The following is a 26,112-nucleotide window of genomic DNA, read 5'->3' on the forward strand; positions in this document are numbered from 1 at the left end:
CCGTTCCCTTTCTCATGCCTCGGAGGCGGCGGGTTCCGCCGCCGCCCGGGCCTTCAATTCCTTGCGGATCACCTTGCCGGTGACCGTCATCGGCAGCGCCTCCAGAAAGGCGATTTCCCTTGGGTAGGAATAGCTTGCCAGCCGATCTTTCACCCAGTCGCGCAATTCGTCCGCGCCGACCTTTGCGCCCTGTTTCCGGACGACATAGGCCTTGACGATCTCGGTCCGCAGCGGGTCGGGCTTGCCGACCACGCCCACCGTGGCGACGCCCGGATGGGTCAGCAGGCAATCCTCGATCTCGGCCGGGCCGATGCGGTAACCGGCAGAGGTGATGACGTCATCTTCGCGCCCGACAAAGCGGATAAAGCCGTCTTGGATGACACCCCGGTCGCCGGTCACCAGCCAGTCGCCGCGGAATTTCCCGGCCGTCTCCTCGGGGCGGTTCCAGTAGGCCAGCATCATCGAGGCACAGCCGCGCCGCACCGCGATGTCACCTTCGCCCGCGACCGTTGCGCCATTGTCGTCAATCACCGCCAGATCAAAACCCGGCGCAGAACGGCCAAGGCAGCCCGGGCGCGGATCGAACAGCGCCGCACAGGAGGAAGCGACCATGTTGCATTCGGTCTGGCCGTAGAATTCGTTGATGGTGACGCCAAAGGCATCGCGCCCCCATGCCAGCATCTCCGCCCCCAGCGGTTCACCACCGCTGGCAACCGAGCGCAGACCGTCGATCCGCGCGTCTTCCGCCTTGAGCATGCGCAGTGCAGTGGGCGGGAAAAACACATTCCGGACAGCATGTTCCGAGGTGATCCTCACGCATTCCGCAACATCAAAACGCCGCATACGCGCAGCGACAACCGGCACCCCCAGCGCCAGTCCCGGCATCAGCACATCGAACAGCCCGCCGATCCATGCCCAGTCGGCAGGTGTCCAGAGCACATCGCCCGGTTGACCAAGGAAATCATGGCTGACCTCGACCCCCGGCAAATGGCCGGTCAGCACCCGGTGCCCGTGCAGCGCGCCCTTGGGTGTGCCGGTGGTGCCCGAGGTATAGATCAGTACCGCAGGCGTTTCCGGTGTGCTGTCGATCGCCGGTCCCTTGGCGCCTTCGGCGGGAAGGTCGTCCGCTGTCACCACGGACAGGTCGAAAGGGGCCAGCATCGCCGCCCCTTCCGCATCCGTCACCACGACAGTTGCACCGCTGTCGCCCAGACGGGCGCGCAGCGCGTCCTCCCGGAACAGCATGAACAGCGGCACGGAAATCGCGCCCATCCGCCAGCAGGCCAGATGCGCCGCCGCACAAAGCGGCGACTGGCTGAGCAGCACGCCCACCCGATCGCCCTGCCCGACTCCTCGGGCCAGCAAGGCGGCCTGTACACGCCGCGACAAGGTTTCGAGCGCCGCATAGGTGACAGGTTGGCCGCTGGCATGGTCGAGGATCGCCAGCCGCGCCGGATCGCGCCGCGCCCAGCCATCACAGGCCTGCTCGGCCATGTTCAGGCGGTCGGGCAGATCCCAGCGGAACCCGGCGCGCAGCGCGTCATATGTGGGCGCAGTTTGCAGCATCAGCCCGGTGTCACCATGCTTTCGATGTACCATGTCTGCTCGGCGGTTTCGCGCATCAGGCATTCCGCCCCGGCAGGCCCCGCGCCGGTGCCGCCGCCCCAATGGCTGCGGGCATAGGCGCATTTGGCATCGCGGAACCGGATCCATGCGCGCTGCATCTCGCGCAGGGCGTCGGCCTGCGACGGCCCAAAGCCGCCGTTATCGACATCCGCCTGTTTCGCATGGCGCATTGCAAAACCGTAAGAGGCATTCAGGCGGTCGTCCCACCAGTCCAGTTCGCGGGCAAAGCACCCGCTCAGCACGACGGTGGCGTAACCGTTGTCATCAATGCAGGCCTCGGCCGAGAGGCCGATACAGCTGCGAAAATCCGCCCCCGACCCAAGGCAGGATTCGGTGGCCTGTGACGAAAAACGCAACTCCTGCGCTGCGGCGGGGGCCGCCGAACACGCAAGGGCGAGGGCAATCAGGTAGGGTTTCATGTGCTAGGCTCCTCCATCCGGATGGTTTCCTCCGGGTCCCCTGTCACCAGTCCGCCAAAGCGGTTCACCCGGTAGATGCGCCGATCCTCGCCGGTTCCGCATCGTATCACCAGCCAAACCTTTTCACCGGGCACCGCCGTGCAATCCGCAGCCGGTGCGCCGGTTTCCTGCATGTAACGTGCGGCATAGGTCTCGATCGCGGCGCTCTCGCTCAGGTGGGCAACGATCCATCCGGCCCGAAAGGCCTGTATCGCGCCGAACAGAACCAGCGCCGCCAGCGGAAGCCACAGCAGCACGCGCATCCCTACGTCCTCCGCCACGCCTCCGGCCGGGCGCAGAACGAGGCCCCGAAGGGCAGCGCCGCCGACACCAAGACGGCGGCCCGGCCCGTCACGCCATGGATCCCATCAGTTCGCGGCCAATCAGCATCCGGCGGATTTCGCTGGTGCCCGCGCCGATTTCCATCAGCTTGGCATCGCGGAACAGCCGCGCCACCGGTGCATCCGCAAGGAAACCCGCGCCGCCAAGCGCCTGCACCGCCTGGTGCGACTGCACCATGGCCTGTTCGCTGGCGTAAAGGCAGCAGGCTGCCGCGTCCTGACGGGTGACTTCGCCGCGATCACAGGCTTTGGCGACCTCATAGACATAGGCCCGGGCCGAGTTCATCGCCGTGTACATGTCAGCGATCTTGCCCTGCATCAGCTGGAAATTCCCGATCGGCTGACCAAACTGCTTGCGTTCGGAAAGATAGGGCATGACCTCGTCCATACAGGCCGCCATGATGCCCAACCCGATGCCTGCCAGCACCACGCGTTCATAGTCCAGACCGGACATCAGGACGCGCACACCCTTGCCCTCTTCGCCGAGGATGTTCTCGTAAGGCACTTCGACTTCGTCGAAAATCAGCTCGGCGGTATTTGACCCGCGCATCCCCAGCTTGTCGAAATGCTTGGAGGTCGAAAACCCCTTCATGTCCTTTTCGATCAGGAAGGCGGTGATGCCCTTGGGTCCGGCCTCGGGGTCTGTCTTGGCATAGACAACCAGCGTGTCGGCATCCGGGCCGTTGGTGATCCAGTACTTGTTGCCATTCAGCACAAAGCGGTCATTCCGCTTTTCCGCCCGCAGCTTCATGCTGACCACATCCGAGCCAGCCGAAGGTTCGGACATGGCAAGCGCGCCAACGTTTTCGCCCGACAACAGACCCGGCAGGTACTTGCGGCGCTGTTCGTCGGTGCCGTTCAGTTTGATCTGGTTCACGCAGAGGTTGGAATGCGCGCCGTAGGACAGCGAAACCGAGGCCGAGGCCCGCGCCACCTCTTCGACCGCGACCGTATGGGCAAGATAGCCCATGCCCGCGCCGCCGAACTCTTCGGGCACCGTGATCCCCAGCAGGCCAAGGTCCCCCATCTCGCGCCACAGCGGCGCGGGGAACTCGTTGGTGCTGTCGATCTCGGCCGCCAACGGCTTGACGCGCTCCTGCGCCCACCGGTGCACGGTCTCCTGTAGCGCCAGAACATCTTCGCCCAGATCAAATTTCATCGTCGCAAGAAACACGCCCGCCCCTCCCAAGTATTGAACGCTTGTTCATTTACTGCGATCCGGTGAGTCGGGTCAATGGTTTTGACCAGCGCCCTTGCGGAAAGCCCGCAGCCCCCGACCGCCCCTTGCCTGCACCGGGCCGAAACGCGTACTGAGCACAGGCGGGCAAAAGAGAGCATCCACATGCAGCGGCAGGACTTCGAGGCCGAACTGGAACGCGCCGAGACAGCGGCCAAGACCGGCGATTCTGCCAAGGCGCGCAGCCTGCTGGACGCCCTGCCCGACCGCTGGCGCTGGACGCCGCAGGTTTTTGCGATCCGGCACCGGCTGTTTGCCCGCGCGCAACCCGCCTTTCTGGCCAAGACCCTGCAACCGGCGGAGGCCCAGCGGCTTGCGGCGCTGCTGAACGCGCGCAAGCTGGAAGCGGCTGTGCCCTTTGCTCGCAGCCTTGCCGCGAAGGCCCCGCAAGCGGCGAGCCCGCATGAGGCGCTTGCCATCGCCTTTAATGCGCTGCGTCGCCCGCAGATGGCCCGTGATGCTGCGGTCGAGGCGCTGGTTCGCGCGCCCGAACGCGCCACCGTGTACCGCGAGCTTGCGCTGGCGTTTTTTGAACTGGGCGAGACAGAGGCCATGGCCGGCCCGGCCCGTATGGCCGCCGATGCCTTGCCCGACGACCCGCAGGCGCAGCGCATGGGCGCGGTTTCGGCGCTGATCCTCGGGGATGCGGAAACCGCCCGCACCGGTTTCGGCCGACTGGCGGAACTGATGCCGCACAACGGCGCGGCCCATCGTGGCTATGCCGAGCTGCACCGCTATGAAAGCGACCGCGATCCGCACCTGCGGCGGATGCAGAAGCTGCTGAAAACCGGCAAGGCGACTCCCGCCGAAGAGCTGGAGTTCCGGTTCGCCCTCGGCAAGGCTTTTGACGATCTTCGGCAGGTGGACAAGGCCTTTGCCCATTACGCCAAGGGCAATGCGCTCAAGAAAGAACTGCACGGTCTGGGAGCCGCCCGCGATGTCCAGGACGCCGCGCTTGTCCGCGACGGCTTTGCGGGGCTGCACGCCCCGCCCCTTGCAGGCCCGGCCCGACCGCTGCCGATTCTCGTGGTTGGATTGCCCCGGTCAGGCACAACGCTGGCGGAAAGCATTCTTGGCGCGCATTCGCAGGTGGCCACCGCAGGAGAGCTTCCGTTCCTGCGCCAGCGGTTGTTGCCCATGCTGCGTGAAAACCGCGCGGACCCGGACTCGCTGGCCAAACTGCGTGACGGTTACCTCGACATCCTCGACAAACACGCACAAGGCGCGGATTTCGTCGTGGACAAGATGCCGATGAACTTCGTTCTTGCCGGGATCGTGGCGCGCCTGATCCCGGGAACACGCATCGTGGCCATGCAACGTGATCCACAGGCGCTTGGCTGGTCGGTCTACAAACAGTGTTTCGTCCGCACCGGAAACGGCTTTGCCTATGATCTGCGCGATATCGCCGAGATCATGGCCCTCTATCGGGATATGACCAGCTTTTGGGAGGAGTGCGGAATCGCATTGCACCGGCTGGATTACACGGCCCTGACGGAAACACCGCAAGACGCCATTCCGGCCCTGCTGGACGCGCTGGATCTGCCACCTGAATCCGCCTGCCTTGACTTTTCCGGGTCCGACCGCGCGGTGGCCACGGCCTCCAGCCTTCAGGTGCGCGGCGGGATCTACAAAGGCAGCGATGCGGCATGGCGGCGCTATGAGACACATCTGGAACCACTGACAACGGCCTTGCGGGCACAGGCGCTGATCTGAGCCGGGACGCGGGCCCGGCCCCTGCGCCGCATCTTCGTTACATTTTTCTTCACATCTGCGGATTACCCATTCGACCCAAGCCGGGTTCGGGTGCTGTGCCTGCGTCGGGCTGAAATGCACGTTGAACTTCGGACGTCCCGATGCCGACCAGACGATATTTACGCAGGTTTCTTGTGGGGTGGTGGATCGCCGCCCTGCTGTCGCTTTCGGTTTCGGCATGGCTTTGGCTGCGGACCGACCGGCTGGAAGACACCTCACTGGACCTGACCTCGGCCATGCTGGATCTCGAACGGGCCATTGGCTATGTCGGGCTGATCCACCACTTCAAGAATGCGGTTCTGCGCCCGGACGAACCGCAATACCACGCCGATGCCATCGCCAGCCACCGGCGCGCGGTCGACGCGTTGGACCGGATCGAACAGGCGGCACTGGCAGCAACCATTGCCACCGATCTGACCGCCTTGCGGGACACCTTGCAGGCTTATCGCGCAAACCTTGACATTGCGCGCGACGGCCATGGCCGTGGCCTCACTATTCCCGAGGTCGATGCACTTGTCCGGATCCCGGACCAGATCGCCAGCCAGCAGATCGCGGCCAGCCATGCGGGAATCAGGGCCGTCATCGCCGACCGCCACCGCGCCTTGCAAACCGCCCAGACCGCCAGCCTGCTGATCCTCCTGTGCCTGATCGCCGGTGGCACCAATGCCTTTGTGCGGGTGCGCCGGATGGTCGGCAAACGGGAACAGGCCTTTCGCGACATGCAACTGGAACAAGAACGCAAACATACGCACAAGCTGGAACATCTTGTCGACCAGCTTAAAACGACCAACCGGCAACAGGCCGAATTCGCCTATTCGGTCAGCCATGACCTGAAATCACCGACCAACACCGCCCGCATGCTGATCGGCGAATTGCAAGGAGAGGTCAAAGGCACGCTGGACAACTCGGCCCAAGAGCTTGTCGACGATCTTGAGAACGTGCTGAATCGCATGGGGTCACTGATCGAGGATGTGCTGGACTATACCCGGTCGCTTGGCGGCGACACGATCGGTCAGGCGGTGGCGCTGGATGCGATCATCGACGATGTGCTCAGCGATCTGCGCGCCGACCTTGCCGAAAGCGGGGCCGAGATCTGCCGCAACCCGCTGCCGACAGTCCCGGGTCATCCGGTACAGATCCGCCAGCTTTTCCAGAACCTCATCAGCAATGCACTGAAATTCCGCGAACCGGGCAGGATCCCGCGCGTGGAAATCGGCGCGACCCCCGCGCCTGACTGCGGTGAGGTGGCCGTTTTTGTGCGGGACAACGGCATCGGCATCGCACCCGAAAACTACGACAAGGTCTTTGGCCTGTTCGGTCGGCTGCACACACGCGACGATTACGACGGAACCGGGCTTGGCCTGCCGATCAGCCGGCGCATCGCACAGGCCCACGGCGGCGACATCACGATCGACTCCGCCCCCGGCGAGGGGGCCTGTTTTACCGTGCGGCTGGCCGCCTGCTAGGCCGTCGTCGCCCCGCCCGCCTGATAGACGGCGCCAACCTCGGCCCGGATGATCCGGGCAATCAGCGCGCAGTCCTCAAGGCTGAAGGTCAGGGGGAGCCGCATGTCCAGAAGGCCACGCAGAATGCGATCTGTCTGCGGCATCGGTTCGGACGGCGCATAGCGCCAGCTGTCATAGCGCGAGGTGAACCCGCTGGGTTCCGCCCCGCCAAACCACTTGAGTTCGACCCCGCGGGCGGCACAGCGCGACAGCACCTCGCCCACCGCAGCGGCAGTCCAGTCCTCAAGGACAAACTGGATCGAGGAACCAACATAGCTTTCGGCTGCCGGCCGTTCGGGCAGATACAGACCCGGCGTGCCCCTCAGCCCGTCCTCGACCACGCGGTAACGATCATTCCAGCGCGTCACCTGCGCATCCAGCGCCCGCAGTTGCGGTCGCAGGATCGCCGCGCGCAGGTTGTCCATCCGCCCCGAGATATTGGGCGTGACATATTTGACCTGTTCGAACACATCGACCGGCGGCGCGGCCAAATGGCGTTCATACAACATGTAAGACCCCGACAGCATGATCGCACGTGCCGCAAGTTCGGCATCGTCCGTGATCAGAAAACCGCCCTCGCCCGAGTTGACGTGTTTGTAGGTCTGCATCGAATAACAGCCCATCGCCCCGTGTCGCCCCGAAGGCACCCCGTTCCACGCCGCCCCCATGGTGTGGGCGCAATCCTCGATCACGGTGATCCCGGCGGCGTCGCAGATCGCCATCAGCCGGTCCATGTCACAAAGATGTCCGCGCATGTGGCTGAGCATCAGCACCTTGGCCCGGTCGGCCTTGGCCTCCAGATCGTCGAGGTCAATCACCAGATCCCGCGTCACCCCGACATATACCGGCACCGCGCCGACACCGGCAATGGCGCCCGGCACCGGGGCCAGCGTAAAGGCGTTGGTCAGCACGGGATCGCCCGGTGCAACCCCCAGCGCGCGCAGGGCACATCCCATGGCATACCCGCCCGACGCCACGGCAAGGCAATAGCGCGCGCCCGTCATGGCCGCGAACTCCTGCTCCATCAGCGCGGTTTCCGAGGTTTCGCCCGGAGCGGTGTTGTAACGATGCAGACGCCCGCCCCGCATGACCTCGACCGCTGCGGCGATGGCCTCTTCGGGGATCGGTTCCTGCTGGGTGAATGTGCCGGTAAAACGCTCTGTCATGGCCGAGTTGTGGCGCGGCTTTGCGGGCCGGTCAATCCGTTCGCGACCTCTGCCCGCAGGGTTGCGTCGCTTTCTGGCCGCAGGGCCGCGGGGTGCGGGGCTAGGCTGATCTCATGACACCGATTGCATTCATTCATGACCTGCGCTGGCAGGACCTTCCCGAAGCGGTGCGCGCGCAGGCGCGGCGCTGCCTGCTGGACCTCATCGGCGTGGCAGCCGGTGCCCTGGGCACCGACTTGTCGCGGATCATCCGCGACCATGCCGCCGAGGATCTGCCCGGCAGGGCACCGATGCTTTTCGACGACAGGCGCGCCGCGCCTGCCGCTGCCGCCATGGCCATGGGCATGACCATCGACAGCCTTGACGGCCACGACGGCTATAACCCGGCCAAGGGGCATATCGGCTGCCCTCTCCTGCCTGCATTGCTGGTGTTGGGCGATGCCGCGACTGTATCGGGAGAAGATTTCCTGACGGCGCTGGTCATGGGTTATGAATTCGGCGCCCGCGCAGCCGAGGCGCAGCACGGCACCTGCCCCGATTACCACACCTCGGGCAGTTGGGGTGCGGTGACGGCGGCGGCGGCGGGCGCGCGCCTGCTGGCCTTGTCACCGGACCAGACCCGGCACGCCCTGGGCGCGGCGGAATACCACGGGCCGCGCAGCCAGATGATGCGCTGTATCGACTGGCCCACCATGGTCAAGGACGGCGCGGGCTGGGGCGCGATGTGCGGCGTGTCTGCCGTGCAACTGGCGCGGCGCGGCTTTACCGGCGCGCCCGCGATCACCGTCGAACAGGCCCCGGAATACTGGTCCGGGCTTGGCACGGACTGGCGCATCCTGCGGCAGTATTTCAAACCCTATCCGGTCTGCCGCTGGGCACAGGCCCCGGTCGAAGGTGTGCTGGAACTGCGGCGCGCACACGGCCTGACCTCGGGCGATGTCGACCGGATCGAGGTAGACAGCTTTCACGAGGCGACGCGGCTGGCGACGGCGCGCCCATCGACCACCGAAGAGGCACAGTATTCGACATCCTTCCCCTGCGCGGTGGCGATGGCACGCGGGGCGCTTGGCCCCGAGGATCTGGACGGCGAGGCCCTGCGCGACCCCGAAATCCTGCGCCTGTCCGAAGGGCTGGTCATGGCCGAGGCAGAGGAAGCCAACCGGAATTTCCCGCTGCACCGGCTGGCCCGCGTGCGGCTGATCCTGCGCGACGGGCGCGAACTGGCGACCGATTGGGTGCGGCCCAAATGGGATGCCGAAGCGCCGCCGAGCGATGCGGAACTGTCCCGGAAATTCCACGGGCTGGCCGACCCGGTGCTGGGGCGTGACCGGGCCGAAGCCATCGAACAAGCCATCGGCGGGCTGGACCGCGCGCCCCTTGGCTCTTTGACGGAACTGCTGTTCCGCGCCCCCTAGCCTATCCGATCAGGCCGCGCACCACGCCAGAAAGCTCGTCGAAGTGGTCGATCACCCCTTCGGGATTCAACGCGCGGACGGCGTCGCCTTCGGGCGCGAATGTCACCAGCACGCAGGGCACGCCCGCCGCCGCTGCGGTCTTGCGGTCGGTGTCGCTGTCGCCCACCAGCAACGACGCCTCGCGCCGCCCGCCGCACAGATCCACCGAGGCCCAGTAAGGGGCCACGTCAGGCTTGCGCGTCGGTCCGGTATCGGCCCCGATCAGCGACCCAAAGAGATCGCGCACGCCGAGGCTGGTCAAAAGGACATGTGCCAACGCCTCGGGTTTGTTGGTGCAGACGCCCACCGCGTAATCCGCCGACCGCAGGGCCTGAACCGCCTCGACCGCGCCGTCGTAAAGGCGCGTGTGCACGTCGATCGACTCGCCGTAAAACTCCAGAAGGCGCGGATACCAGGCGTCGACCGTGGCCTCGTCCATGCGACCGGCGCGGGTCAGCCCCTCGGTCAACATCCGCCGACCGCCGCGCAGCGCCACCCCGGCATCGGCCAGCGGATCAAGGCTCACCGCCTCACCCATGCCGTCGAAACAGGCATTGGCCGCGGCGATGAGGTCGCCGCTGGTATCGGCCAATGTGCCGTCGAGGTCAAAAATTACGCATTTCTTCATGGTTCGCCCCTGTGCCGGCAAAGGATGTCACATGCCGCAACCTGCCGTGATCCACGCCACCTTGCGCCACTTCGCCACTCGGATAAAACGGGCACGAAAAAGAGGCAATTCCGGAGCAGCCTTATGAGCACCGCCCTCATCACCCTTGCCGCTGGCAAGGGCACCCGCATGAAATCGGATCTGCCCAAGGTCCTGCACCGGATCGCGGGGGCCCCGATGTTGTGGCATGCCCTGCGCGCCGGGGCCGCGCTGGACCCCGAGCGCAGCGTTGTCGTCGCCGGTCACGGCTTTGACCAGGTCGCCGCCTCTGTCCGAGAGTATGACCCCGAAATGCAGGTCGTCGAACAGGCCGAACAACTGGGCACGGGCCACGCGGTCAAGGTGGCGCTGCCCGCGCTGGAGGGGTTCGACGGCGACGTCGTCGTGCTTTATGGCGATACGCCCTTTATCTCGTCCGACACGCTGGAGGCGCTGCGCGCCGCTCGGGCCACGCATGACGTGGTGGTGCTTGGGTTTGAGGCCGCCGATCCCGGCCGATACGGGCGGCTGGTTCTGGACGGAGACGAGCTGGTCAAGATCGTCGAGTTCAAGGATGCCACCGACGCCGAGCGCCAGATCACCCTGTGCAATTCAGGGGTGATTGCCGTCGATGCGGCGCTGCTGATCCGGATGCTGGCCAAGCTTGGCAATGACAACGCCAGCGGCGAATACTACCTGACCGACGTGCCGGAACTGGCGCGCGCCGAAGGTTACAAGGCCACCGTGGTGCGCTGTCCCGAGGCCGAGACTCTGGGCGTGAATTCGCGCAGCGACCTGGCCTTTGCCGAGGCCGCCTTTCAGGCGGCGGCACGGGCGGAGCTGCTGGACCTTGGCGTGACCATGCAGGCCCCCGAAACGGTGCATCTGGCCTGGGACACGGTGATCGGCCGCGATGCCGAGATCGAGCCGAACGTTGTCTTTGCCCCCGGCGTCACAGTGGAATCCGGCGCGCGGATCCGCGCCTTTTCGCATCTCGAAGGCTGTCACGTCAGCCGGGGTGCCATCGTCGGCCCCTATGCCCGCCTGCGCCCCGGCGCGGAACTGGCCGAGGACGTGCACGTGGGCAACTTTGTCGAGGTCAAGAACGCGGTGCTGCACGAGGCCGTCAAGGCCAACCACCTGACCTATATTGGCGATGCCGAGATCGGCCAGAAAACCAACATCGGCGCAGGCACCATCACCTGCAACTATGACGGCGTGTTCAAGCACAAGACCACCATCGGCAAGAACGCCTTTATCGGGTCCGACACCATGCTGGTGGCCCCGGTGTCCATCGGCGACGGCGCGATGACCGGGTCGGGATCGACCATCACCTCGGACGTGCCCGCCGGTGCGCTGGCCATTGCGCGCGGCAAACAGGAAACCAAACCCGACCTCGCCACGAAATTGATGAACATGCTGCGCGCCAAGAAGGCCAAGCAAAAGACAAACGCCTGACCGGGCGTCCTTTTTTGACATAGGGAATTTGGAATCATGTGTGGAATCGTAGGCATTCTGGGAAACCACGAAGTTGCCCCGCAATTGGTCGAGGCGCTGCGGCGGCTGGAATATCGCGGCTATGACAGCGCCGGCATCGCCACCGTGCATGACGGCAAGCTGGACCGCCGTCGCGCCATGGGCAAGCTGGTGAACCTTTCGGACGAACTGGTCCATCACCCGCTGGCGGGCAAATCGGGCATTGGCCACACGCGTTGGGCCACTCATGGCGAGCCGTCGACAGACAATGCCCACCCGCACCGTTCTGGCCCGGTCGCCGTGGTGCACAACGGAATCATAGAAAATTACAAAGAGTTGCGGGGCGAAGTTAAGGCGTCCGGCCTGGACCCGGTGACCGAAACCGACACCGAAACCATCGCCCTGCTGACCCACAGCCTGATGATGTCCGGGCTTGGCCCGGTCGAGGCCGCCATGGCCTGTATCGACAAGCTGGAAGGCGCCTTTGCGCTGGCTTTCCTCTTCGATGGTGAAGAAAACCTGATGGTCGCTGCGCGCAAGGGATCGCCCCTTGCGGTGGGTCATGGCGAGGGCGAAATGTATGTCGGATCGGACGCCATCGCGCTGGCCCCGCTGACGCCGCAGATCACCTATCTTGAAGAAGGCGACCGCGCCGTGCTGACCCGCGACGGCGTGACCATCCGGGACGAGGAAGGCCGTCTGGTCAACCGCGAGATGCGCACCATCCGCATGGATGCTGCGCGGGTGGACAAGGCCGGGTACAAGCACTTCATGGCCAAGGAAATCGCCGAGCAACCTTCGGTCCTGTCGAATGCGCTGAACGCCTATCTCACCGAAGACGGCATCGCCCTGCCGGATCCCGGCATCGATTTCACCAAGATCGAACGGCTGACCATGGTGGCCTGCGGCACCGCCTATTACGCCTGTTTCACCGCAAAATACTGGTTCGAACAATTGGCCGGCCTGCCGGTCGAGGTCGATATCGCGAGCGAGTTCCGCTATCGCGAACCTCCGGTCCTGCCGGGCACGGCGGCGCTGTTCGTTTCGCAATCGGGTGAAACGGCGGACACGCTGGCGGCGCTGCGCTATTGCCGGGACAAGGCTGACAGCATCTATTCCGTGGTCAACGTGCCGGACAGTTCCATCGCCCGGGAAAGCGATCTGGCCCTGCCCATTCATGCGGGCGTGGAGATCGGCGTGGCCTCGACCAAGGCCTTTACCTGCCAGTTGAATGTGCTGCTGTTGTTGGCACTGAAAGCGGCCGAGGCGCGTGGGCATTTGGACGCCGAGGCACGGGAAGAGATCCTGAAGGGCCTGCGCGCTTTGCCGGGCACTTTCAACGCCGCACTGGACCGCGACGAAGCCATCGCAGGCGTGGCCCGCAAGCTGGCCGAGGCGCGCGACATCCTGTTCCTGGGTCGCGGGCTGATGTACCCTCTGGCCCTGGAAGGGGCATTGAAATTGAAAGAAATCAGCTACATACACGCCGAAGCTTATGCGTCAGGCGAGCTCAAGCACGGGCCTATCGCGCTGATTGACAAACATGTGCCGGTGGTGGTCATGGCCCCCAAGGACGCGCTGTTCGAAAAGACCGTGTCGAACATGCAGGAGGTCATGGCGCGCGGCGGCAAGGTCTGCCTGATCACCGATGCCGAAGGCGCGGCCGCTGCCGGTCAGGATGTCTGGCGGGTGATCCAGATGCCAACGGTGCCGGATGTCCTGTCACCCATCCTTTATGCACTGCCGGCGCAGTTGCTGGCCTATCACACGGCCATTGCCAAAGGCACCGACGTGGACCAGCCGCGCAACCTCGCAAAATCCGTGACGGTGGAGTGAATGGCACCGGGGGAGGCGATTTTTCTATGAAAAATCGGCAGGGGGCGCTGCCCCCGGCGCCCTGCGGGCACCTCCCCCGGAGTATTTCGACCAAGAAGAAACAAGGGGAAGCAGCATGACCCTGGATGAGGCACTCGCCCTGTTGAACGCGCAGGGTGATGCGGACCGTGCCGCCGGAGCGGCGGCCTATCACAAGGTGGACCGGGTCTATCTTGGGGTGCCCAATCCCGTGCTGAACGACCTGTCCCGCGATTGGCGGGCAGAGATGGATCTGGAGGCGCGCGTCGCGCTGGCCGATGCGCTGTGGCAAAGCGACATCCACGAAGCGCGGATCCTTGCGGCGAAACTGTTGACGCAGGCGCGCATCCGCCCCGACGAGGCGGTCTGGCGGTTGATCTGCTCATGGGTGCCGGGTTTTGACGCCTGGGCCGTGGCCGATCATGCCTGTATGGCGGGGCATCGCCGGGTCATGGCAGATTTGTCGCGGCTGGACGAGATCGAGGCTTGGACCGGCAGCGATCACTTATGGACCAAACGCGCCGCGCTGGTCATGACGCTGCCGTTGGCGCGTCTGAACTTTCCCAAACCCGAGCAGGTCGCCGCGCGCAACCGGGTTCTGGGCTGGGCCGCTGGCTATGTGCCGGATCAGCAGTGGTTCATCCAGAAAGCCATTGCCTGGTGGCTGCGCGACCTGTCGAAACATGACGCAGAGGCCGCGCGCGGCTTTCTGGATGTGCATGGCCGCGAGATGAAGTCATTTGCCCGCAAGGAAGCGGGCAAATACCTGTCTTAGCCTCCGGCGAAGACCTTGAGCGTCGGCAGATCGGTCAGCGGCGCTTCGATCAGCCGCATGGCCGCCAGCGAGATCCGGCTGCCGCCTGTACTGGGCCCTTCGATCGGGATCAATTCGACCTGCGCCGATTTTCCCGTAGCCGGGTTCAGCACCCGCCCCTGTTGGCGGCTGGTCACCAGCGGCGTTTCCAGCCAAAAACCCGCCGCCGCCGGGTCGCCGAGGCTGGCCACCGTTTCACCAAGCGCCGTTTCGCCACCGGGTTTCGGCGCTGCGGCGGCCTTTTTGCGTTCGTCCGGGGTGGTCGTATCGAATTGTTCCGCTGTACGAGCCCCGGCCGGAGGTCGCACCGCACCGGTTTCCGGCACGGGTTGCGGTTGCGCCGCCGGGGCCGGCCCTTCGGGGCGGTCCTTGAGGAACGGCAGTTTGCCGCAGCCCGCGGGCAGCAGGGCCGCGACGGCCAGCATGGATATCAGGATACCGCGCAAATCTACGCCTTTCGTCTAGATGACTTTTCTGTCGGCACTCTTGCCGAATTTCCGACCGATGACTACTCTCTCGCACATGACACAGCCGCTCATCGATCCTTTTCAGCGCCCGATCTCATATCTTCGGGTCTCCGTCACCGACCGCTGCGATTTTCGCTGCGTCTACTGCATGTCGGAGAACATGACGTTCCTGCCGAAGAAAGAGCTGCTGACGCTCGAAGAGCTGGATCGCATGTGTTCGACCTTTGTGCGACTGGGTGTCGAGAAATTGCGCATAACCGGCGGTGAACCGCTGGTCCGGCGCGATATCCTGACCTTCTTCCGCCGCATGACCCGGCATCTGGACACCGGTGCCCTTAAGGAACTGACGCTGACGACCAATGGCTCTCAACTGGAGCGGTTTGCGGGCGATCTGTATGAAGCGGGCGTGCGGCGGGTGAACGTCTCGCTCGATACGCTGGACGAAAAGAAATTCGCCGATGTGACCCGTTGGGGCCGGCTGCCGCAGGTTCTGAGAGGGCTGGACGCCGCGCAGAAAGCCGGTTTGAGGGTCAAGATCAACGCTGTGGCTCTGAAAGGGTTCAACGAAGACGAATTGTTCTCGATAACCGAATGGGCGGCGGAACGCGACATGGACCTGACCTGGATCGAGGTCATGCCGATGGGCGATATTGGCAACGAGGATCGGCTTGACCAGTACTGGAAGCTGTCGGATCTTCGGGCGAAGCTGTCAGAACAATATTCGCTGACAGACCTACCCGAACGCACCGGTGGCCCGGCGCGCTACGTGAGACTGGAAGAAACGGGGCAGAAGATCGGATTTATCACGCCCCTGACACATAACTTCTGTGAAAGTTGCAACAGGGTGCGCCTGACCTGCACGGGGGAGTTGTTCATGTGCCTTGGGCAGGAAGACAATGCCGACCTGCGCGCCGCCCTGCGCAACCATCCCGGTGACGATGCCCCGCTGGAATCCGCGATCCGTGATGCGATCTCGCTCAAACCCAAGGGCCATGATTTCGACTATTCGCGCCAGACGGTCGACGGGCGGGTATCGCGTCACATGAGCCATACCGGCGGATGACTTGTTTTTGATCCGGCGGAGCGGCTGCGCCGCGCTGGATTTTGCGATGAGGGGCGCTGCCCCTCAAACTCCCCGGGATATTTTCGGACAGAAGAAACGGCAGGCGCCTGTCAGCGTTTCGGGATCAGAAACCTTTCCTTAACCATGATCGACCAATCTTGGTTTTGCGGGACAGGCGGGGACGCCGATGACCGCGACAGGAGAAGCGTTGGCTTCCCGGGCTCGTCTCGTATTGCGGGACGGGCCCTTATCTTGTGGGGCGCCCTGTTTCTTCTGTCCTGAAATATCCCCGCCGGAGGCCCGCGCCGCAGGCGCGATTCAACCCTCGACCCGCTCGGGATGACTGATTTGTCCGCCGCCGACCGGGGTGCTCACACCCGTCGTTGCCGGCGCAGAGGTTGGCAGGCCGCGTGCGACGCGCACTGCAAGATAGGCAAAGGCCTGCGCCTCGAGCATATCTCCGTCCAGTCCCGCCTTTTCGACCGGTTCGACCGGGCAATCCAGGCCTGCGGCCAGCATTCGCATCATCACCGGGTTCTTGCGGCCACCGCCGGTGACCAGCACACGGTCGGGCGGGCTGGGGCAATGTTCCATGCCTTGCATGACCGCGGCCGCCGCCATGCCGGTCATCGTGGCCGCGGCATCGGCGTCGGAGAGTTCGCGCACAAGGTCCAGCATCAGCGAAAAATCGTCACGGTCCAGCGACTTGGGTGGCATCTTGCGGAAGTAGGCCTCGTCAAGGAAAAGTTCCAGCGCGCCTTCCTCGACCCGGCCTTTGCGGGCGATACCTCCGTCGCGGTCGCAGTCGAGGCCCAGACGTTCGGCCACCAGGTCGTTGATCGGCGCATTGGCAGGACCGGTGTCGAAGGCCAGCAGCGCGCCATCGGCTTCGGGCCGGTCCTTGCTGGGGTCGACCCAGGTCAGGTTGCCGACGCCACCGAGGTTGAGAAAGCACAGCGGGCGCTTGGCGCCGATCCGGCGGGCGCAGGCCCAGTGGAAAAAAGGCGCCAGGGGCGCGCCCTCTCCGCCAAGGGCCACGTCCGCCGAGCGGAAGTCCCAGACCACCGGTTTGCCGAGTGTCTGCGCCAGCGCAGCCCCGTCGCCCAGTTGATGCGTGCCGCGGCCACGCGGGTCATGGGCGAGGGTTTGACCGTGAAACCCCACCAGTTGCGCGCCCGGAAAGCGCGAGAGCAGTTCCGAATGAGCGGATTGTACGACCTGCAAGGGGGCGTCAAGATTTTCGCCCGGCCATGACCCGAGCGCGGATTTCAGAATCGCGCGTTCTGCCGCGGTGTAGGCACGATAGCCGCTGGTGCCGAAATCGAGGATCGACACGCCATCGGTGTGCAGCATGGCCGCATCCACCCCGTCCAGCGAGGTCCCGGACATGGCGCCAAGCGCCCAGACGGCCCCTTCTTTCAACATGCTCTTTCCCTCGGCCCTGCCCGCGCTTATACCTGCGCCGCGCAGTATACAGAGGCACCGACATGACCTACCATCCCAAATCGGATTTCATGGCCGTCATGATGCAACGCGGCTACCTTGCCGATTGCACCGATTACCAGGCGCTGGACGACGCGCTGTCGAACGGGGTGGTGACCGCCTATATCGGCTATGACGCCACGGCGCAGTCGCTGCACGTGGGGCATCTGCTGAACATCATGATGCTGCGCTGGTTGCAAAAGACCGGGCACAAGCCGATCACCCTGATGGGTGGCGGCACGACCAAGGTGGGCGATCCGTCCTTCCGTTCGGACGAGCGTCCGCTGTTGGGGCCGGAGCAGATCGACGCCAATATCGACGGCATGAAACAGGTCTTTGCCAAGTACCTGTCCTACGGCGATGCGCCCACCGATGCGCTGATGCTGAACAATGCCGAATGGCTGGACAGCCTGAACTATCTCGAGTTCCTGCGGGACATCGGGCGGCATTTCTCGGTCAACCGGATGCTGTCCTTTGAATCGGTGAAGTCGCGGCTGGACCGCGAGCAATCGCTGTCCTTCCTCGAATTCAACTACATGATCCTGCAAGCCTATGACTTCCTGGAGCTTCACCGCCGCTATGGCTGTACGCTCCAGATGGGCGGCAGTGACCAGTGGGGCAATATCGTCAACGGGATCGACCTGACACGCCGCGTGCTGGACAGCGAGATCTTTGGCCTGACCTCGCCCCTGCTGACCACTTCGGACGGGCGCAAGATGGGCAAGAGCCAGGGCGGCGCGATCTGGCTGAACGCCGACATGCTCTCGCCTTACGAGTTCTGGCAATTCTGGCGCAACACGACCGACGCGGATGTGGGCCGGTTCATGAAGCTTTATACCGAGCTGCCGGTCGAGGAATGTGAACGTTTGGGCGCGCTGGCCGGGTCCGAGATCAACGATGCCAAGATCATCCTTGCCAACGAAGTGACCAAGCTGTGCCACGGCGCCGAAGCCGCAGCCGCGGCAGAGGCTACCGCGCGCGAAGTCTTTGAAAAAGGCGGCGTGGGCGATGACCTGCCGACGCTGGAACTGACCCCGGCGGACCTGGGCGACGGGATTTCCATCGTTCAACTGATCGTGAAATCGGGTCTGGCCAAGTCCGGCAAGGAGGCCAAGCGCCTGATCGCCGAGAATGGCGCGAAGATCGACGATGCGCCGCTGACCGATGCCGGCATGATGCTGGACGCGGGCGCGCTGTCCTCGCCGGTCAAACTGTCGGCGGGCAAAAAGCGGCACGCGCTGGTCAAGCTGGCCCAGTGAACCTTTCGGCGCGGGTGGTGCGGGTGGTGCGGATCTAGAACAGCATCTGGATCAGCGCCAGCGCGCCGAAGGGCAGCGACAGCAGACAGGCCAGCAAAAGCGCCGCGCCAGAGGTTGGCCTTGGCCGGGTGGCGCTGAGAACGCGGGTCGAAACGGGGCGGTGCAAAGCGTTTTTCATGGGGTCAGTTAACAGCATGGAAACTTTCCATGAGGTTAATGCCCCTCATGTCATTGATCCTGCCCCTGCCCCAATCCGGTGAATTTGCCCGAGCCTGCGAGGTTCTGGGCCAGCCCTTGCGCCGCCACAGGCGCGAGGCGGGCGGTCAGACGCGCATGGTGTGGCAGGTTCAGTCGCGGCGGCTGGGTCCGCTGGGGCGGGTCGATCTTGTGTCGCGTGGGCCGGTGGCCGCGACGACAGACGATTTGCGGGACTGGACCGAAGGCTGGCGGCGCTGGCACGACGGGCGGCCCCTGCTGCTGAATGCCGACGGGATGACGTGCCAGATGCTGCGCGCAGCCGGGTTCTGGCCGCTGATGACCCCGGCGAGCCTTGCGCTGTTGCCTCTGGGTGATGTCACAGACATGCGCGCGGCGCTGGCGCAGAAATGGCGCAACCGTTTGAACCGGGCCAAGCGCGAAGACCTGCATGTGACCGAAAGGGAGCTGACCGCCGATCACTGGCTGCTACAGGCCGAGGCCGCGCAGGCAAAGGCCCGGCGTTATCGCGGCTTGCCACCGGTTTTTGCGCAAGCCTTTGCCGTGGCCAATCCGGGACAGGCGCGGGTTTTCGAAGCGCAGCACAGGGGCGCCCCGTTGGCGGCGGCGCTGATGCTGCGGCACGGGTGCATGGCCACGTGGCAGATCGGCGTCACCACGGCAGAGGGGCGCAGGCGCCACGCCATGAACCTGATCCTGTGGCACGCGATGCAAAGCCTTGCGGCACAGGGGCACGAGGTGTTGGACCTTGGGATCCTGAACGCGCAGGACGCGCCCGGCCTGACCCATTTCAAGCTGGGCACCGGGGCGCGGCTGCACCGGCTGGGCGGGACATGGCTGCACATGGGGGCGCTTGCGCCTTTGGCGCGGCACCTGCCCGCCCGTCTCGCGGCATGAGGAAGGTGCGCGGTGAATGCGCACCCTACCCGGGCTTCAGTTGCCCAGCATCCATTCGCCGTCCGGCCAGAAGGCATGGAAAGCAAAGGCGAACATCACGTCATGCGGCAGATCCGCGCCCGAGGCATCGCGCACCCGGACCGAACCCACGTCGCGGCCCTTGGCAATCACACCCGTATCGAGCGCCGAAGCCTGTCCTTCGCGCCAGGTGAGGGTGACGCCGGCTTCGTGGATCTCCTGCGCCTCGGCGAGGCGGCTCATCGGCCATGCGCGATCCCCCACACGCACCACGCGCATCAGCGGAGCAATGCCATGCGGCGGCGCCTCACCCGAATAAAGGAACGGGCGTTTCGACCGGTCATAGCCCACATAGGGGTTTCGGCCATAAGGCCGGTTCCACGAGGGTTGCGCCATGACCACCCCGTCGGGATGACGTTCGCGGAACTGGTCAAAACTCTCCATCCAGCTGGGCAGCGTGACCAGCTCGGTTCCCGTCAACTCGCCCACGATGCCGGTACCGATGGCCTGTTGCCACCAGCTTTGGGTTTCCTTGTCATACATGACCATGTCGGAATTGCGCAGCTTGCCCGAGACACCGAAGGTCAGCACCTGCCCGCCAACGCGCCGGTCGAAGGTCAGCGCGGAATTGCACAGCGGGCAGAAGGTGACGGCAACCGGAACATTGCCGATCACGTCGTTCACGATCTCATGCCAGGTCAGGTACCGGATCGGATAGGCACGCGGGCGTTCACCCGTCACCAGGACGGTGATGACTGGCTCATTGCCAAGGATGCGGGTCTCATCGCCCGCGGGCAGGAATTGCGGATCGGACAGCGCCGGAATGCCATCCTTGGGTGGGCCGCCGGACATGATCTCGACCCAGTTCGTGATGCTGGTTTTTTCGAAATCCGTATCGGGCCATTCGTGCCGCCAGAAGGACGGGTCAGCCGAGGCCAGCGAGGCCGCGAATACCAGGATAAGGCTCAGTCTGGGCAAAAGGCGCATGGGGTCTCCTCCGGGTGCTGCCCCAAGGATGCCGCCAAATCCGCCTTCTGCCCAGCCTTTCCCACGCGCTTGTGAGGCGCGTGAGAGCGGGTCACTCGGTCACGGTGACCTTGACCATGCGGTCGGGTTCACCCGTAACCTGAAGGGTGCTGCCGTCGCCGCGCTTGATATCGTCCAGCACGTCCAGCCCATCGGTCACGCGACCGACCACCGTGTACTGGCCATTCAGGAACGGACCTTCGGCAAACATGATAAAGAACTGCGAATTCGCCGAATCCGGGTCACGGCTGCGCGCCATGCCGACGATGCCGCGCTCAAAGGGAATGTCGGAAAACTCGGCCTCGATATCATCGTAGGACGAACCGCCAGTGCCCGCGCCGCCAAGTGCGCGCGGGTTCCATTCCTTCATCACCTTGCCGTTTTCACCGTCGCCGGTCTGGGCCATGAAGCCGTCGATCACGCGGTGAAAATAGACGCCGTCGTAAAAGCCTTCTTCGGCCAGCTTGGTGATCTGGGCGACGTGCTTGGGCGCGACCTCTTCCAGCAGGTCGATCTTGATGACCCCGCTGGTGTGGGCGCCCTCGACCTGAATTTCGATCCCGTCGGCCAGCGCGGGCGCGGCCAAAAGGGCAAAAGCGGCGGCCAGCTTACGCATCCGCGGCCACCTTGACCGAGATCATGCGGTCGGGGTTCGCGGGCGGTTCGCCGCGGGTGATGGCATCCACATGTTCCATGCCGGAAATCACGCGGCCATAGACCGTGTACTGACCGTTCAGAAAGTGGTTGTCGTTGAAGTTGATGAAGAACTGCGAATTGGCGCTGTTGGGGTTCTGCGAACGTGCCGCACCCAGCGTGCCACGGTCATGCGGCAGCTTGGAGAATTCGGCCTTGAGGTCAGGCAGATCGGAACCGCCGGTGCCCGCGCGGCGCAGGTTGAAATCCTTTTCCATGTTGCCATGGGCCACGTCGCCGGTCTGGGCCATGAAGCCTTCGATCACGCGGTGGAAGCAGACGTTGTCATAGGCACCGGCGCGGGCCAGTTCCTTCATCCGTGCGGTGTGATCGGGCGCCACATCGGGCAAAAGCTCGATGGTGACGGTGCCGCCCTTGAGTTCCATCAGGATGGTGTTTTCCGGATCCTTGATCTCGGCCATGTCGTTCTCCGTTCTTAGACTGCGACGAGAGGTAGCCCGTGACGCTGCCGATGCCAAGTGAGCGTTGACCTGCGGCGCTCATCGGGTCTAGTGGGCCGGGACAGTGGACCGGAGGGATCAACATGGCCTGGAACACCCTTGATGACATGGACCTGGAGGGCAAACGCGTCCTCACGCGGGTCGACATCAACGTGCCGATGGAGAACGGGGAGGTGACGGACACCACCCGGATCGAACGTATCGCAGCAACCGTGCAGAACATTCTGGACAAGGGCGGCAAGCCGGTCCTTCTGGCGCATTTCGGTCGCCCCAAGGGGGAACGCCGCGAAGACATGAGCCTGCAACCGCTGATCCCCAGCCTTGAGGCGGTGCTGGGTGTCGAGGTGGTCTTTGCCGCCGATTGCGTCGGCCCGGCCGCGGCGACGGTGATCGACGGGTTGAAGGAAAATCAGGTCGCGCTGCTGGAAAACACCCGTTTCCACGCCGGTGAGGAAAAGAACGACCCCGAGCTGGTGGCGGGCATGGCCGCGCTTGGCGATGTTTTTTGTTCGGATGCCTTTTCTGCCGCGCACCGCGCGCATGCCTCGACAACCGGGCTGGCCCATGCCCTGCCGTCCTGCGCCGGTCGCCTGATGCAGGCCGAGCTTGAGGCGTTGGAAAGCGCGCTTGGCAGTCCTGCCCGCCCCGTGCTGGCCGTGGTTGGCGGCGCCAAGGTGTCGACCAAGCTGGACCTGCTGGGCAATCTTGTCGAAAAAGTCGACCTGCTGGTGATTGGCGGCGGCATGGCCAACACCTTCCTTGCGGCGCAGGGCATCGACGTGGGCAAATCGCTGGCCGAACACGAAATGACCGGCACCGCCAAGGACATCATGGCCAAGGCCGAAGGCGCGGGGTGCAGGATCCTGCTGCCCACGGATGTGGTCGTTGCCCGGGAATTCAAGGAAGGTGCCGAGAACGAAACCGTCGCCGCCGATGCCTGCCCTGCCGACGCAATGATCCTTGATGCGGGTCCGGCCTCGGTCGAGGCCATCGTCGAGGCCATCGACGAGGCGGAAACCCTGATCTGGAACGGCCCGCTGGGTGCCTTTGAAATCGCGCCCTTCGACGCGGCCACCAATGCCGCCGCGAAACATGCCGCCGAACGCAGCGAGCTAGGCAAGCTTGTTTCGGTCGCGGGCGGCGGAGATACGGTTGCGGCGCTGAACAAGGCCGGTGCGGCCTCGGGTTTCAGCTATATCTCCACTGCCGGGGGCGCGTTCCTGGAGTGGATGGAGGGCAAAACCCTGCCCGGCGTCGCCGCGCTGGACGTGGACGCGAACTAAGCCATTCCCGCAAGCGCCCCGCTCAGGGGCGCTTGACGATGTTGCGATGCCCGATGCTTCTAGGTGCCGGTCCCGTCGGTCACGAACAACCAGACGCTGACACGGCCCTTGCCCAGATTTCGCGTGGTCGAGCCAAGATGGACCTCGGTCTCGGGCCCAAACTGTTCGTGTATACAGGCAAGCGCCTGTTCCAGATCCGCCAGGCCAAGGTCCTGATCCCCCATAACGTTGACCAGAACCGAACGTGCGGTCCTGCCGTTCAGCGGTTCCAGCAGGGGATTGGACAAGGCGCTTGACACCGCGTCCCGTGCGGGCTGTGCGCCCTCCGCCGTCCCGAAACCAACCGTTGCCGTCCCCGAAAATCCAAGCAGGGCCTTGATGTCCGGAAACTCAAGGTTGACCAGCCCCGGTTGCGTCATGACGTCAGAGAACCCGGCAATGGCCCGGTAGAGCACGTCGTCGGCAATCGAGAATGCCTCGGTAAAGGTGGTGTTTTCGTTGGCCAGTCGAAACAGGTTCTGGTTCGGGATGACGATCAGCGTGTCGACCACCCTTTGCAGGCATTCGATCCCGTCTTCGGCTTGCCGCATCCGCTTGGCCCCTTCGAACTGAAAGGGTTTGGTCACCACGCCAATCGTCAGACAGCCCAGCTCGCGCGCGGCTTGCGCGACAATGGGCGTGGCCCCCGTGCCGGTGCCGCCCCCCATGCCGGCGGTGATAAAACACATATCCACCCCGGCCAGATGATCCACGATCTGTTCGATGCTCTCTTCGGCCGCCGCCGCCCCAACAGCGGCCCGCCCTCCGGCGGCCATGCCTTCCGCAACGCGCGCGCCAAGCTGGATCCGGTTTTCGGCCCGTGATTTCGCCAGTTGCCCGGTATCCGTGTTGGCGACAACGAATTCGACACCGGCCATCGCCTTGGCGATCATGTTGTTGACGGCATTGCTGCCCGCGCCGCCAATTCCAAACACCGAGATCCGGGGCGTTTCCAGCGTCGCATGGTATCGCTGGTTCTGCTTGCGCAGCAGATGCAGGATGGCGGGCTGCACATGGGTCAGATCCCCGTCTGCCTGCCGTCCGGGTCCGCCCCCTACCTGCCCGGCCCCCAAGGGAACCGTCCGGGCCGGAAACTGCCCCAAGGGGATCGGTCGGTAAGTGACCCCGAGAGAATCGATGAATCCGCGCTTGGCAAAGCCAACCAGATCCATTCCCCACTTTTGAAAATGCCAGGGCACCATCGTCGGGTCTTGGAGCAGGGAAAGATCATCGTTCTCCGAGGTCAGCGGCCGGATTCCGACAAGGAAATCGTCCGGGGCTTCTTCGAAACGTTTCAACAACCCGTCGCTTGAGGAAACCGGCCTGTCGACGATCAGGTCGGCCCCCGAGCACAGGCCCTGCATCCGGTCAGGCGCGATCCTGTCGGCGGGAGCTTCGCCCGCTGTCAGCGTGATGCCGACATGATCGGAGGCAAACACATTCTCGGACAGCCGGGACAGCTTGCCGTCCAACGAGGCGATCTGGCCGTCCAGTTGTTCCAGCCGGTACAGCATGGCGTCATTGGCGGCATCGATTTTCCTTGCCCGCCGAAACCCCGCGACAGACCCATGCACCGCGTGCCCGCCAGAGGCGACAGTGATCCCACATGCCAGAAGATTGAGCCAGTCGGGTACCATTCACATGCCTCTGCGCGCAGCCCTGATCCATGCCAAGAGCCAGGTGGAAGGCTGCGTTTGCGGTGGACGCAGCATCGGAAAACTAGTTTGCAGCGCCATCGCCCGGAGGTCGCGGAAAGGCGCTCGTCCGGGTCAGTCCGCAGTTACCGGCCCAGTTCGCGTTCCATCTTGTACAGCATCTTGATCGCTTCGGGCGCGGTCAGCGCGGTCAGATGTTTGCGCCGATCCCCTCCCGCCACATTGCTGAGGTCAACGATCCGGATCGGCAAACCCGCCAGCCGCGTCTTGTCCTGGATGGAACCAAGGCGCCATGGCTTGCCCGTCAGCCAGGCCGAAACGCTCAGCGCCGAGTCCAGCTTGGACACAAGGACGAGGAAAGGTTCGGGGAAGGGTTTGATCTTTAGCGCCTGCTGAACGAACACGTCTTCGTCGATGTCCGGGCTGATCAGCGCGACACCGCGCAGCGACGTCAGCGATTTTTCATCCCCCGCGATCGAGGCCTGCCGCAGCGCCTCCATCGTCAGTTGCGCCCCCATGGAGTGCGCCACCAGCGTCACGCGCCATCCGCTGCCCGTCAGGTCGCGCAAGACCTCGGCCAGCCCGTCGCGCGAGAACATGACGCTGTCGCGGTCATAGACATAGCCGCGCACACGCCCCGCCGAGGCCCAAGAATACAGGACAATCGGGATCTTGGCGTCGAAATCATGCGCCACCTGCGCCACGCGATAGACGGCTTCGGCGTTGCGGACATTGAACCCATGCACAAACAGGACCACGTCCTTGCGCCCCGGTTGCGAGGCGGCGGTCAGCCCGTTCAGAAAGGCGCGCTTGTCCTCATAAGGGGCACCGTCACGGGTAACGAAATGCCGCGAGGGATCGGGCCTAGCATTGCCGGGCCATTCGATCTCGCCCTCTTTATGGCCGGGCGGGATGGAAATATCGGCCCAGCCATAACGCAGTTCGCGCGCCCGGTCCGCGCCAAAGGTCTGCCGGACAAGGCTGAGGTCGCCCTGCGGAGCAAGGTTGCGATTGGTCGCCACAAAGACACGGCGCAGGTCGATGGCCCCGGGCGCCGCCCGTGGCACATGGTCAATCTCGCCACGCGGGGTGCAGGCAGCCACAAGGCCGCACAGCAGGACAATGAATAAGCCTCTCGTCATGCGCGAAAAATTTACGTGGACCGCGATTCGTTTCCAGCCCCAAATGCACGAAGCCGCCCGGTCCGTGCAAGCATGCAACGTT

General features: G+C 64.4%; 24 protein-coding genes. 10 read left to right on the forward strand and 14 right to left on the reverse strand.

The genetic code is table 11. The features are described from left to right. Positions 1 to 12: 12 nt before the first annotated feature. From KJP30_RS04895 to KJP30_RS04910, 4 genes are all read right to left on the reverse strand, one after another. Positions 13 to 1,566: an AMP-binding protein gene (locus KJP30_RS04895; RefSeq protein WP_218448430.1), complete on the reverse strand. Its 1,554-nt coding sequence runs from the start codon at positions 1,564 to 1,566 to the stop codon at positions 13 to 15. Next, on the reverse strand, positions 1,566 to 2,045 hold the full coding sequence (locus tag KJP30_RS04900; protein WP_218447868.1) for a lysozyme inhibitor LprI family protein: 480 nt from the start codon (positions 2,043 to 2,045) through the stop codon (positions 1,566 to 1,568). Before KJP30_RS04900 ends, KJP30_RS04895 begins: the two co-directional genes overlap by 1 nt. Then, positions 2,042 to 2,347: a hypothetical protein gene (locus KJP30_RS04905; protein ID WP_218447869.1), complete on the reverse strand. Its 306-nt coding sequence runs from the start codon at positions 2,345 to 2,347 to the stop codon at positions 2,042 to 2,044. The genes KJP30_RS04900 and KJP30_RS04905 overlap by 4 nt, the downstream gene beginning before the upstream one ends. An 88-nt stretch (positions 2,348 to 2,435) precedes the next feature. After that, entirely contained in the window at positions 2,436 to 3,599 is a 1,164-nt protein-coding gene (locus KJP30_RS04910; protein ID WP_218447870.1) for an isovaleryl-CoA dehydrogenase, read from the reverse strand. Between the two features lie 168 nt (positions 3,600 to 3,767). Here KJP30_RS04910 and KJP30_RS04915 point away from each other — a divergent pair, with 168 nt between their 5' ends. Together KJP30_RS04915 and KJP30_RS04920 are read left to right on the forward strand one after the other, a co-directional pair. Next, positions 3,768 to 5,375, forward strand: coding sequence for a tetratricopeptide repeat-containing sulfotransferase family protein (locus tag KJP30_RS04915; protein WP_218447871.1), 1,608 nt, complete (start codon positions 3,768 to 3,770; stop codon positions 5,373 to 5,375). Between the two features lie 140 nt (positions 5,376 to 5,515). Then, complete coding sequence (locus KJP30_RS04920) at positions 5,516 to 6,880, forward strand: sensor histidine kinase (RefSeq protein WP_218447872.1); 1,365 nt, start codon at positions 5,516 to 5,518, stop codon at positions 6,878 to 6,880. On the opposite strand, the gene KJP30_RS04925 is transcribed toward KJP30_RS04920, so the two are convergent. Further along, positions 6,877 to 8,085, reverse strand: a complete 1,209-nt coding sequence (locus tag KJP30_RS04925; RefSeq protein ID WP_218447873.1) for a DegT/DnrJ/EryC1/StrS family aminotransferase — start codon at positions 8,083 to 8,085, stop codon at positions 6,877 to 6,879. The two genes, KJP30_RS04920 and KJP30_RS04925, sit on opposite strands and share 4 nt — an antisense overlap. Before the next feature lie 113 nt (positions 8,086 to 8,198). Between KJP30_RS04925 and KJP30_RS04930 the strand changes: the two genes are divergently transcribed. Beyond that, the gene (locus tag KJP30_RS04930; RefSeq protein WP_218447874.1) at positions 8,199 to 9,500 is read left to right on the forward strand and encodes an MmgE/PrpD family protein; all 1,302 of its coding nucleotides are present in this window, start codon (positions 8,199 to 8,201) and stop codon (positions 9,498 to 9,500) included. Between the two features lies 1 nt (position 9,501). On the opposite strand, the gene KJP30_RS04935 is transcribed toward KJP30_RS04930, so the two are convergent. Further along, on the reverse strand, positions 9,502 to 10,167 hold the full coding sequence (locus KJP30_RS04935) for an HAD hydrolase-like protein (protein WP_218447875.1): 666 nt from the start codon (positions 10,165 to 10,167) through the stop codon (positions 9,502 to 9,504). A 123-nt stretch (positions 10,168 to 10,290) separates the two neighbouring features. Between KJP30_RS04935 and glmU the strand changes: the two genes are divergently transcribed. The 3 genes from glmU (at position 10,291) to KJP30_RS04950 (ending at position 14,290) form a co-directional block, all read left to right on the forward strand. Then, positions 10,291 to 11,643 carry a bifunctional UDP-N-acetylglucosamine diphosphorylase/glucosamine-1-phosphate N-acetyltransferase GlmU gene (glmU, locus tag KJP30_RS04940; protein ID WP_218447876.1) on the forward strand — a complete coding sequence of 451 codons (1,353 nt, stop codon included), beginning with the start codon at positions 10,291 to 10,293 and terminating at the stop codon, positions 11,641 to 11,643. 36 nt (positions 11,644 to 11,679) lie between these two features. Next, positions 11,680 to 13,497 carry a glutamine--fructose-6-phosphate transaminase (isomerizing) gene (glmS, locus tag KJP30_RS04945; protein WP_218447877.1) on the forward strand — a complete coding sequence of 606 codons (1,818 nt, stop codon included), beginning with the start codon at positions 11,680 to 11,682 and terminating at the stop codon, positions 13,495 to 13,497. Between the two features lie 115 nt (positions 13,498 to 13,612). Then, positions 13,613 to 14,290: a DNA alkylation repair protein gene (locus KJP30_RS04950; RefSeq protein ID WP_218447878.1), complete on the forward strand. Its 678-nt coding sequence runs from the start codon at positions 13,613 to 13,615 to the stop codon at positions 14,288 to 14,290. Here KJP30_RS04950 and KJP30_RS04955 read toward each other — a convergent pair. Further along, positions 14,287 to 14,754 (reverse strand): hypothetical protein, encoded by a 468-nt coding sequence (locus KJP30_RS04955; RefSeq protein ID WP_218447879.1) that lies wholly within the window; start codon positions 14,752 to 14,754, stop codon positions 14,287 to 14,289. The two genes, KJP30_RS04950 and KJP30_RS04955, sit on opposite strands and share 4 nt — an antisense overlap. 97 nt (positions 14,755 to 14,851) lie before the next feature. Here KJP30_RS04955 and moaA point away from each other — a divergent pair, with 97 nt between their 5' ends. Next, complete coding sequence (gene moaA, locus KJP30_RS04960) at positions 14,852 to 15,859, forward strand: GTP 3',8-cyclase MoaA (RefSeq protein WP_218447880.1); 1,008 nt, start codon at positions 14,852 to 14,854, stop codon at positions 15,857 to 15,859. A 318-nt stretch (positions 15,860 to 16,177) separates the two neighbouring features. On the opposite strand, the gene KJP30_RS04965 is transcribed toward moaA, so the two are convergent. Next, positions 16,178 to 17,284, reverse strand: coding sequence for an anhydro-N-acetylmuramic acid kinase (locus KJP30_RS04965; protein ID WP_218447881.1), 1,107 nt, complete (start codon positions 17,282 to 17,284; stop codon positions 16,178 to 16,180). A gap of 62 nt (positions 17,285 to 17,346) precedes the next feature. Here KJP30_RS04965 and tyrS point away from each other — a divergent pair, with 62 nt between their 5' ends. Continuing rightward, entirely contained in the window at positions 17,347 to 18,600 is a 1,254-nt protein-coding gene (tyrS, locus tag KJP30_RS04970) for a tyrosine--tRNA ligase (RefSeq protein WP_218447882.1), read from the forward strand. Between the two features lie 34 nt (positions 18,601 to 18,634). On the opposite strand, the gene KJP30_RS04975 is transcribed toward tyrS, so the two are convergent. Next, positions 18,635 to 18,778, reverse strand: a complete 144-nt coding sequence (locus tag KJP30_RS04975; protein WP_218447883.1) for a hypothetical protein — start codon at positions 18,776 to 18,778, stop codon at positions 18,635 to 18,637. A gap of 47 nt (positions 18,779 to 18,825) precedes the next feature. Between KJP30_RS04975 and KJP30_RS04980 the strand changes: the two genes are divergently transcribed. Next, entirely contained in the window at positions 18,826 to 19,713 is an 888-nt protein-coding gene (locus tag KJP30_RS04980) for a GNAT family N-acetyltransferase (protein WP_246594350.1), read from the forward strand. A 36-nt stretch (positions 19,714 to 19,749) separates the two neighbouring features. Here the strand turns inward: KJP30_RS04980 and KJP30_RS04985 are convergent, their stop codons facing one another. The 3 genes from KJP30_RS04985 to KJP30_RS04995 form a co-directional block, all read right to left on the reverse strand. Then, complete coding sequence (locus KJP30_RS04985) at positions 19,750 to 20,718, reverse strand: DUF3179 domain-containing protein (RefSeq protein WP_218447884.1); 969 nt, start codon at positions 20,716 to 20,718, stop codon at positions 19,750 to 19,752. A gap of 91 nt (positions 20,719 to 20,809) precedes the next feature. Further along, positions 20,810 to 21,373: a peptidylprolyl isomerase gene (locus tag KJP30_RS04990; protein ID WP_218447885.1), complete on the reverse strand. Its 564-nt coding sequence runs from the start codon at positions 21,371 to 21,373 to the stop codon at positions 20,810 to 20,812. Continuing rightward, a complete protein-coding gene (locus KJP30_RS04995; RefSeq protein ID WP_218447886.1) occupies positions 21,366 to 21,872 on the reverse strand; it encodes a peptidylprolyl isomerase in 507 nt (168 codons plus the stop codon). The genes KJP30_RS04990 and KJP30_RS04995 overlap by 8 nt, the downstream gene beginning before the upstream one ends. A gap of 122 nt (positions 21,873 to 21,994) precedes the next feature. On the opposite strand from KJP30_RS04995, the gene KJP30_RS05000 reads away from it, so the two are divergent. Then, positions 21,995 to 23,194 carry a phosphoglycerate kinase gene (locus KJP30_RS05000; protein ID WP_218447887.1) on the forward strand — a complete coding sequence of 400 codons (1,200 nt, stop codon included), beginning with the start codon at positions 21,995 to 21,997 and terminating at the stop codon, positions 23,192 to 23,194. A gap of 59 nt (positions 23,195 to 23,253) precedes the next feature. On the opposite strand, the gene ftsZ is transcribed toward KJP30_RS05000, so the two are convergent. Further along, entirely contained in the window at positions 23,254 to 24,870 is a 1,617-nt protein-coding gene (gene ftsZ / locus KJP30_RS05005) for a cell division protein FtsZ (protein WP_246594352.1), read from the reverse strand. A gap of 143 nt (positions 24,871 to 25,013) precedes the next feature. Continuing rightward, entirely contained in the window at positions 25,014 to 26,030 is a 1,017-nt protein-coding gene (locus KJP30_RS05010) for an alpha/beta hydrolase (protein WP_218447888.1), read from the reverse strand. Positions 26,031 to 26,112: the final 82 nt, after the last annotated feature.

This window comes from Antarctobacter sediminis, assembly GCF_019218285.1.
GTDB lineage: Bacteria > Pseudomonadota > Alphaproteobacteria > Rhodobacterales > Rhodobacteraceae > Antarctobacter > Antarctobacter sediminis.

Coding starts and splice junctions, on each gene's coding strand:
- KJP30_RS04895 (WP_218448430.1), bottom strand. CDS start 1,566: ATGCTGCAAACTGCGCCCACATATGACGCGCTGCGCGCCGGGTTCCGC.
- KJP30_RS04900 (WP_218447868.1), bottom strand. CDS start 2,045: ATGAAACCCTACCTGATTGCCCTCGCCCTTGCGTGTTCGGCGGCCCCC.
- KJP30_RS04905 (WP_218447869.1), bottom strand. CDS start 2,347: ATGCGCGTGCTGCTGTGGCTTCCGCTGGCGGCGCTGGTTCTGTTCGGC.
- KJP30_RS04915 (WP_218447871.1), top strand. CDS start 3,768: ATGCAGCGGCAGGACTTCGAGGCCGAACTGGAACGCGCCGAGACAGCG.
- KJP30_RS04920 (WP_218447872.1), top strand. CDS start 5,516: ATGCCGACCAGACGATATTTACGCAGGTTTCTTGTGGGGTGGTGGATC.
- KJP30_RS04925 (WP_218447873.1), bottom strand. CDS start 8,085: ATGACAGAGCGTTTTACCGGCACATTCACCCAGCAGGAACCGATCCCC.
- KJP30_RS04930 (WP_218447874.1), top strand. CDS start 8,199: ATGACACCGATTGCATTCATTCATGACCTGCGCTGGCAGGACCTTCCC.
- KJP30_RS04935 (WP_218447875.1), bottom strand. CDS start 10,167: ATGAAGAAATGCGTAATTTTTGACCTCGACGGCACATTGGCCGATACC.
- glmU (WP_218447876.1), top strand. CDS start 10,291: ATGAGCACCGCCCTCATCACCCTTGCCGCTGGCAAGGGCACCCGCATG.
- glmS (WP_218447877.1), top strand. CDS start 11,680: ATGTGTGGAATCGTAGGCATTCTGGGAAACCACGAAGTTGCCCCGCAA.
- KJP30_RS04950 (WP_218447878.1), top strand. CDS start 13,613: ATGACCCTGGATGAGGCACTCGCCCTGTTGAACGCGCAGGGTGATGCG.
- KJP30_RS04955 (WP_218447879.1), bottom strand. CDS start 14,754: ATGCTGGCCGTCGCGGCCCTGCTGCCCGCGGGCTGCGGCAAACTGCCG.
- moaA (WP_218447880.1), top strand. CDS start 14,852: ATGACACAGCCGCTCATCGATCCTTTTCAGCGCCCGATCTCATATCTT.
- KJP30_RS04965 (WP_218447881.1), bottom strand. CDS start 17,284: ATGTTGAAAGAAGGGGCCGTCTGGGCGCTTGGCGCCATGTCCGGGACC.
- tyrS (WP_218447882.1), top strand. CDS start 17,347: ATGACCTACCATCCCAAATCGGATTTCATGGCCGTCATGATGCAACGC.
- KJP30_RS04975 (WP_218447883.1), bottom strand. CDS start 18,778: ATGAAAAACGCTTTGCACCGCCCCGTTTCGACCCGCGTTCTCAGCGCC.
- KJP30_RS04980 (WP_246594350.1), top strand. CDS start 18,826: ATGTCATTGATCCTGCCCCTGCCCCAATCCGGTGAATTTGCCCGAGCC.
- KJP30_RS04985 (WP_218447884.1), bottom strand. CDS start 20,718: ATGCGCCTTTTGCCCAGACTGAGCCTTATCCTGGTATTCGCGGCCTCG.
- KJP30_RS04990 (WP_218447885.1), bottom strand. CDS start 21,373: ATGCGTAAGCTGGCCGCCGCTTTTGCCCTTTTGGCCGCGCCCGCGCTG.
- KJP30_RS04995 (WP_218447886.1), bottom strand. CDS start 21,872: ATGGCCGAGATCAAGGATCCGGAAAACACCATCCTGATGGAACTCAAG.
- KJP30_RS05000 (WP_218447887.1), top strand. CDS start 21,995: ATGGCCTGGAACACCCTTGATGACATGGACCTGGAGGGCAAACGCGTC.
- ftsZ (WP_246594352.1), bottom strand. CDS start 24,870: ATGGTACCCGACTGGCTCAATCTTCTGGCATGTGGGATCACTGTCGCC.
- KJP30_RS05010 (WP_218447888.1), bottom strand. CDS start 26,030: ATGACGAGAGGCTTATTCATTGTCCTGCTGTGCGGCCTTGTGGCTGCC.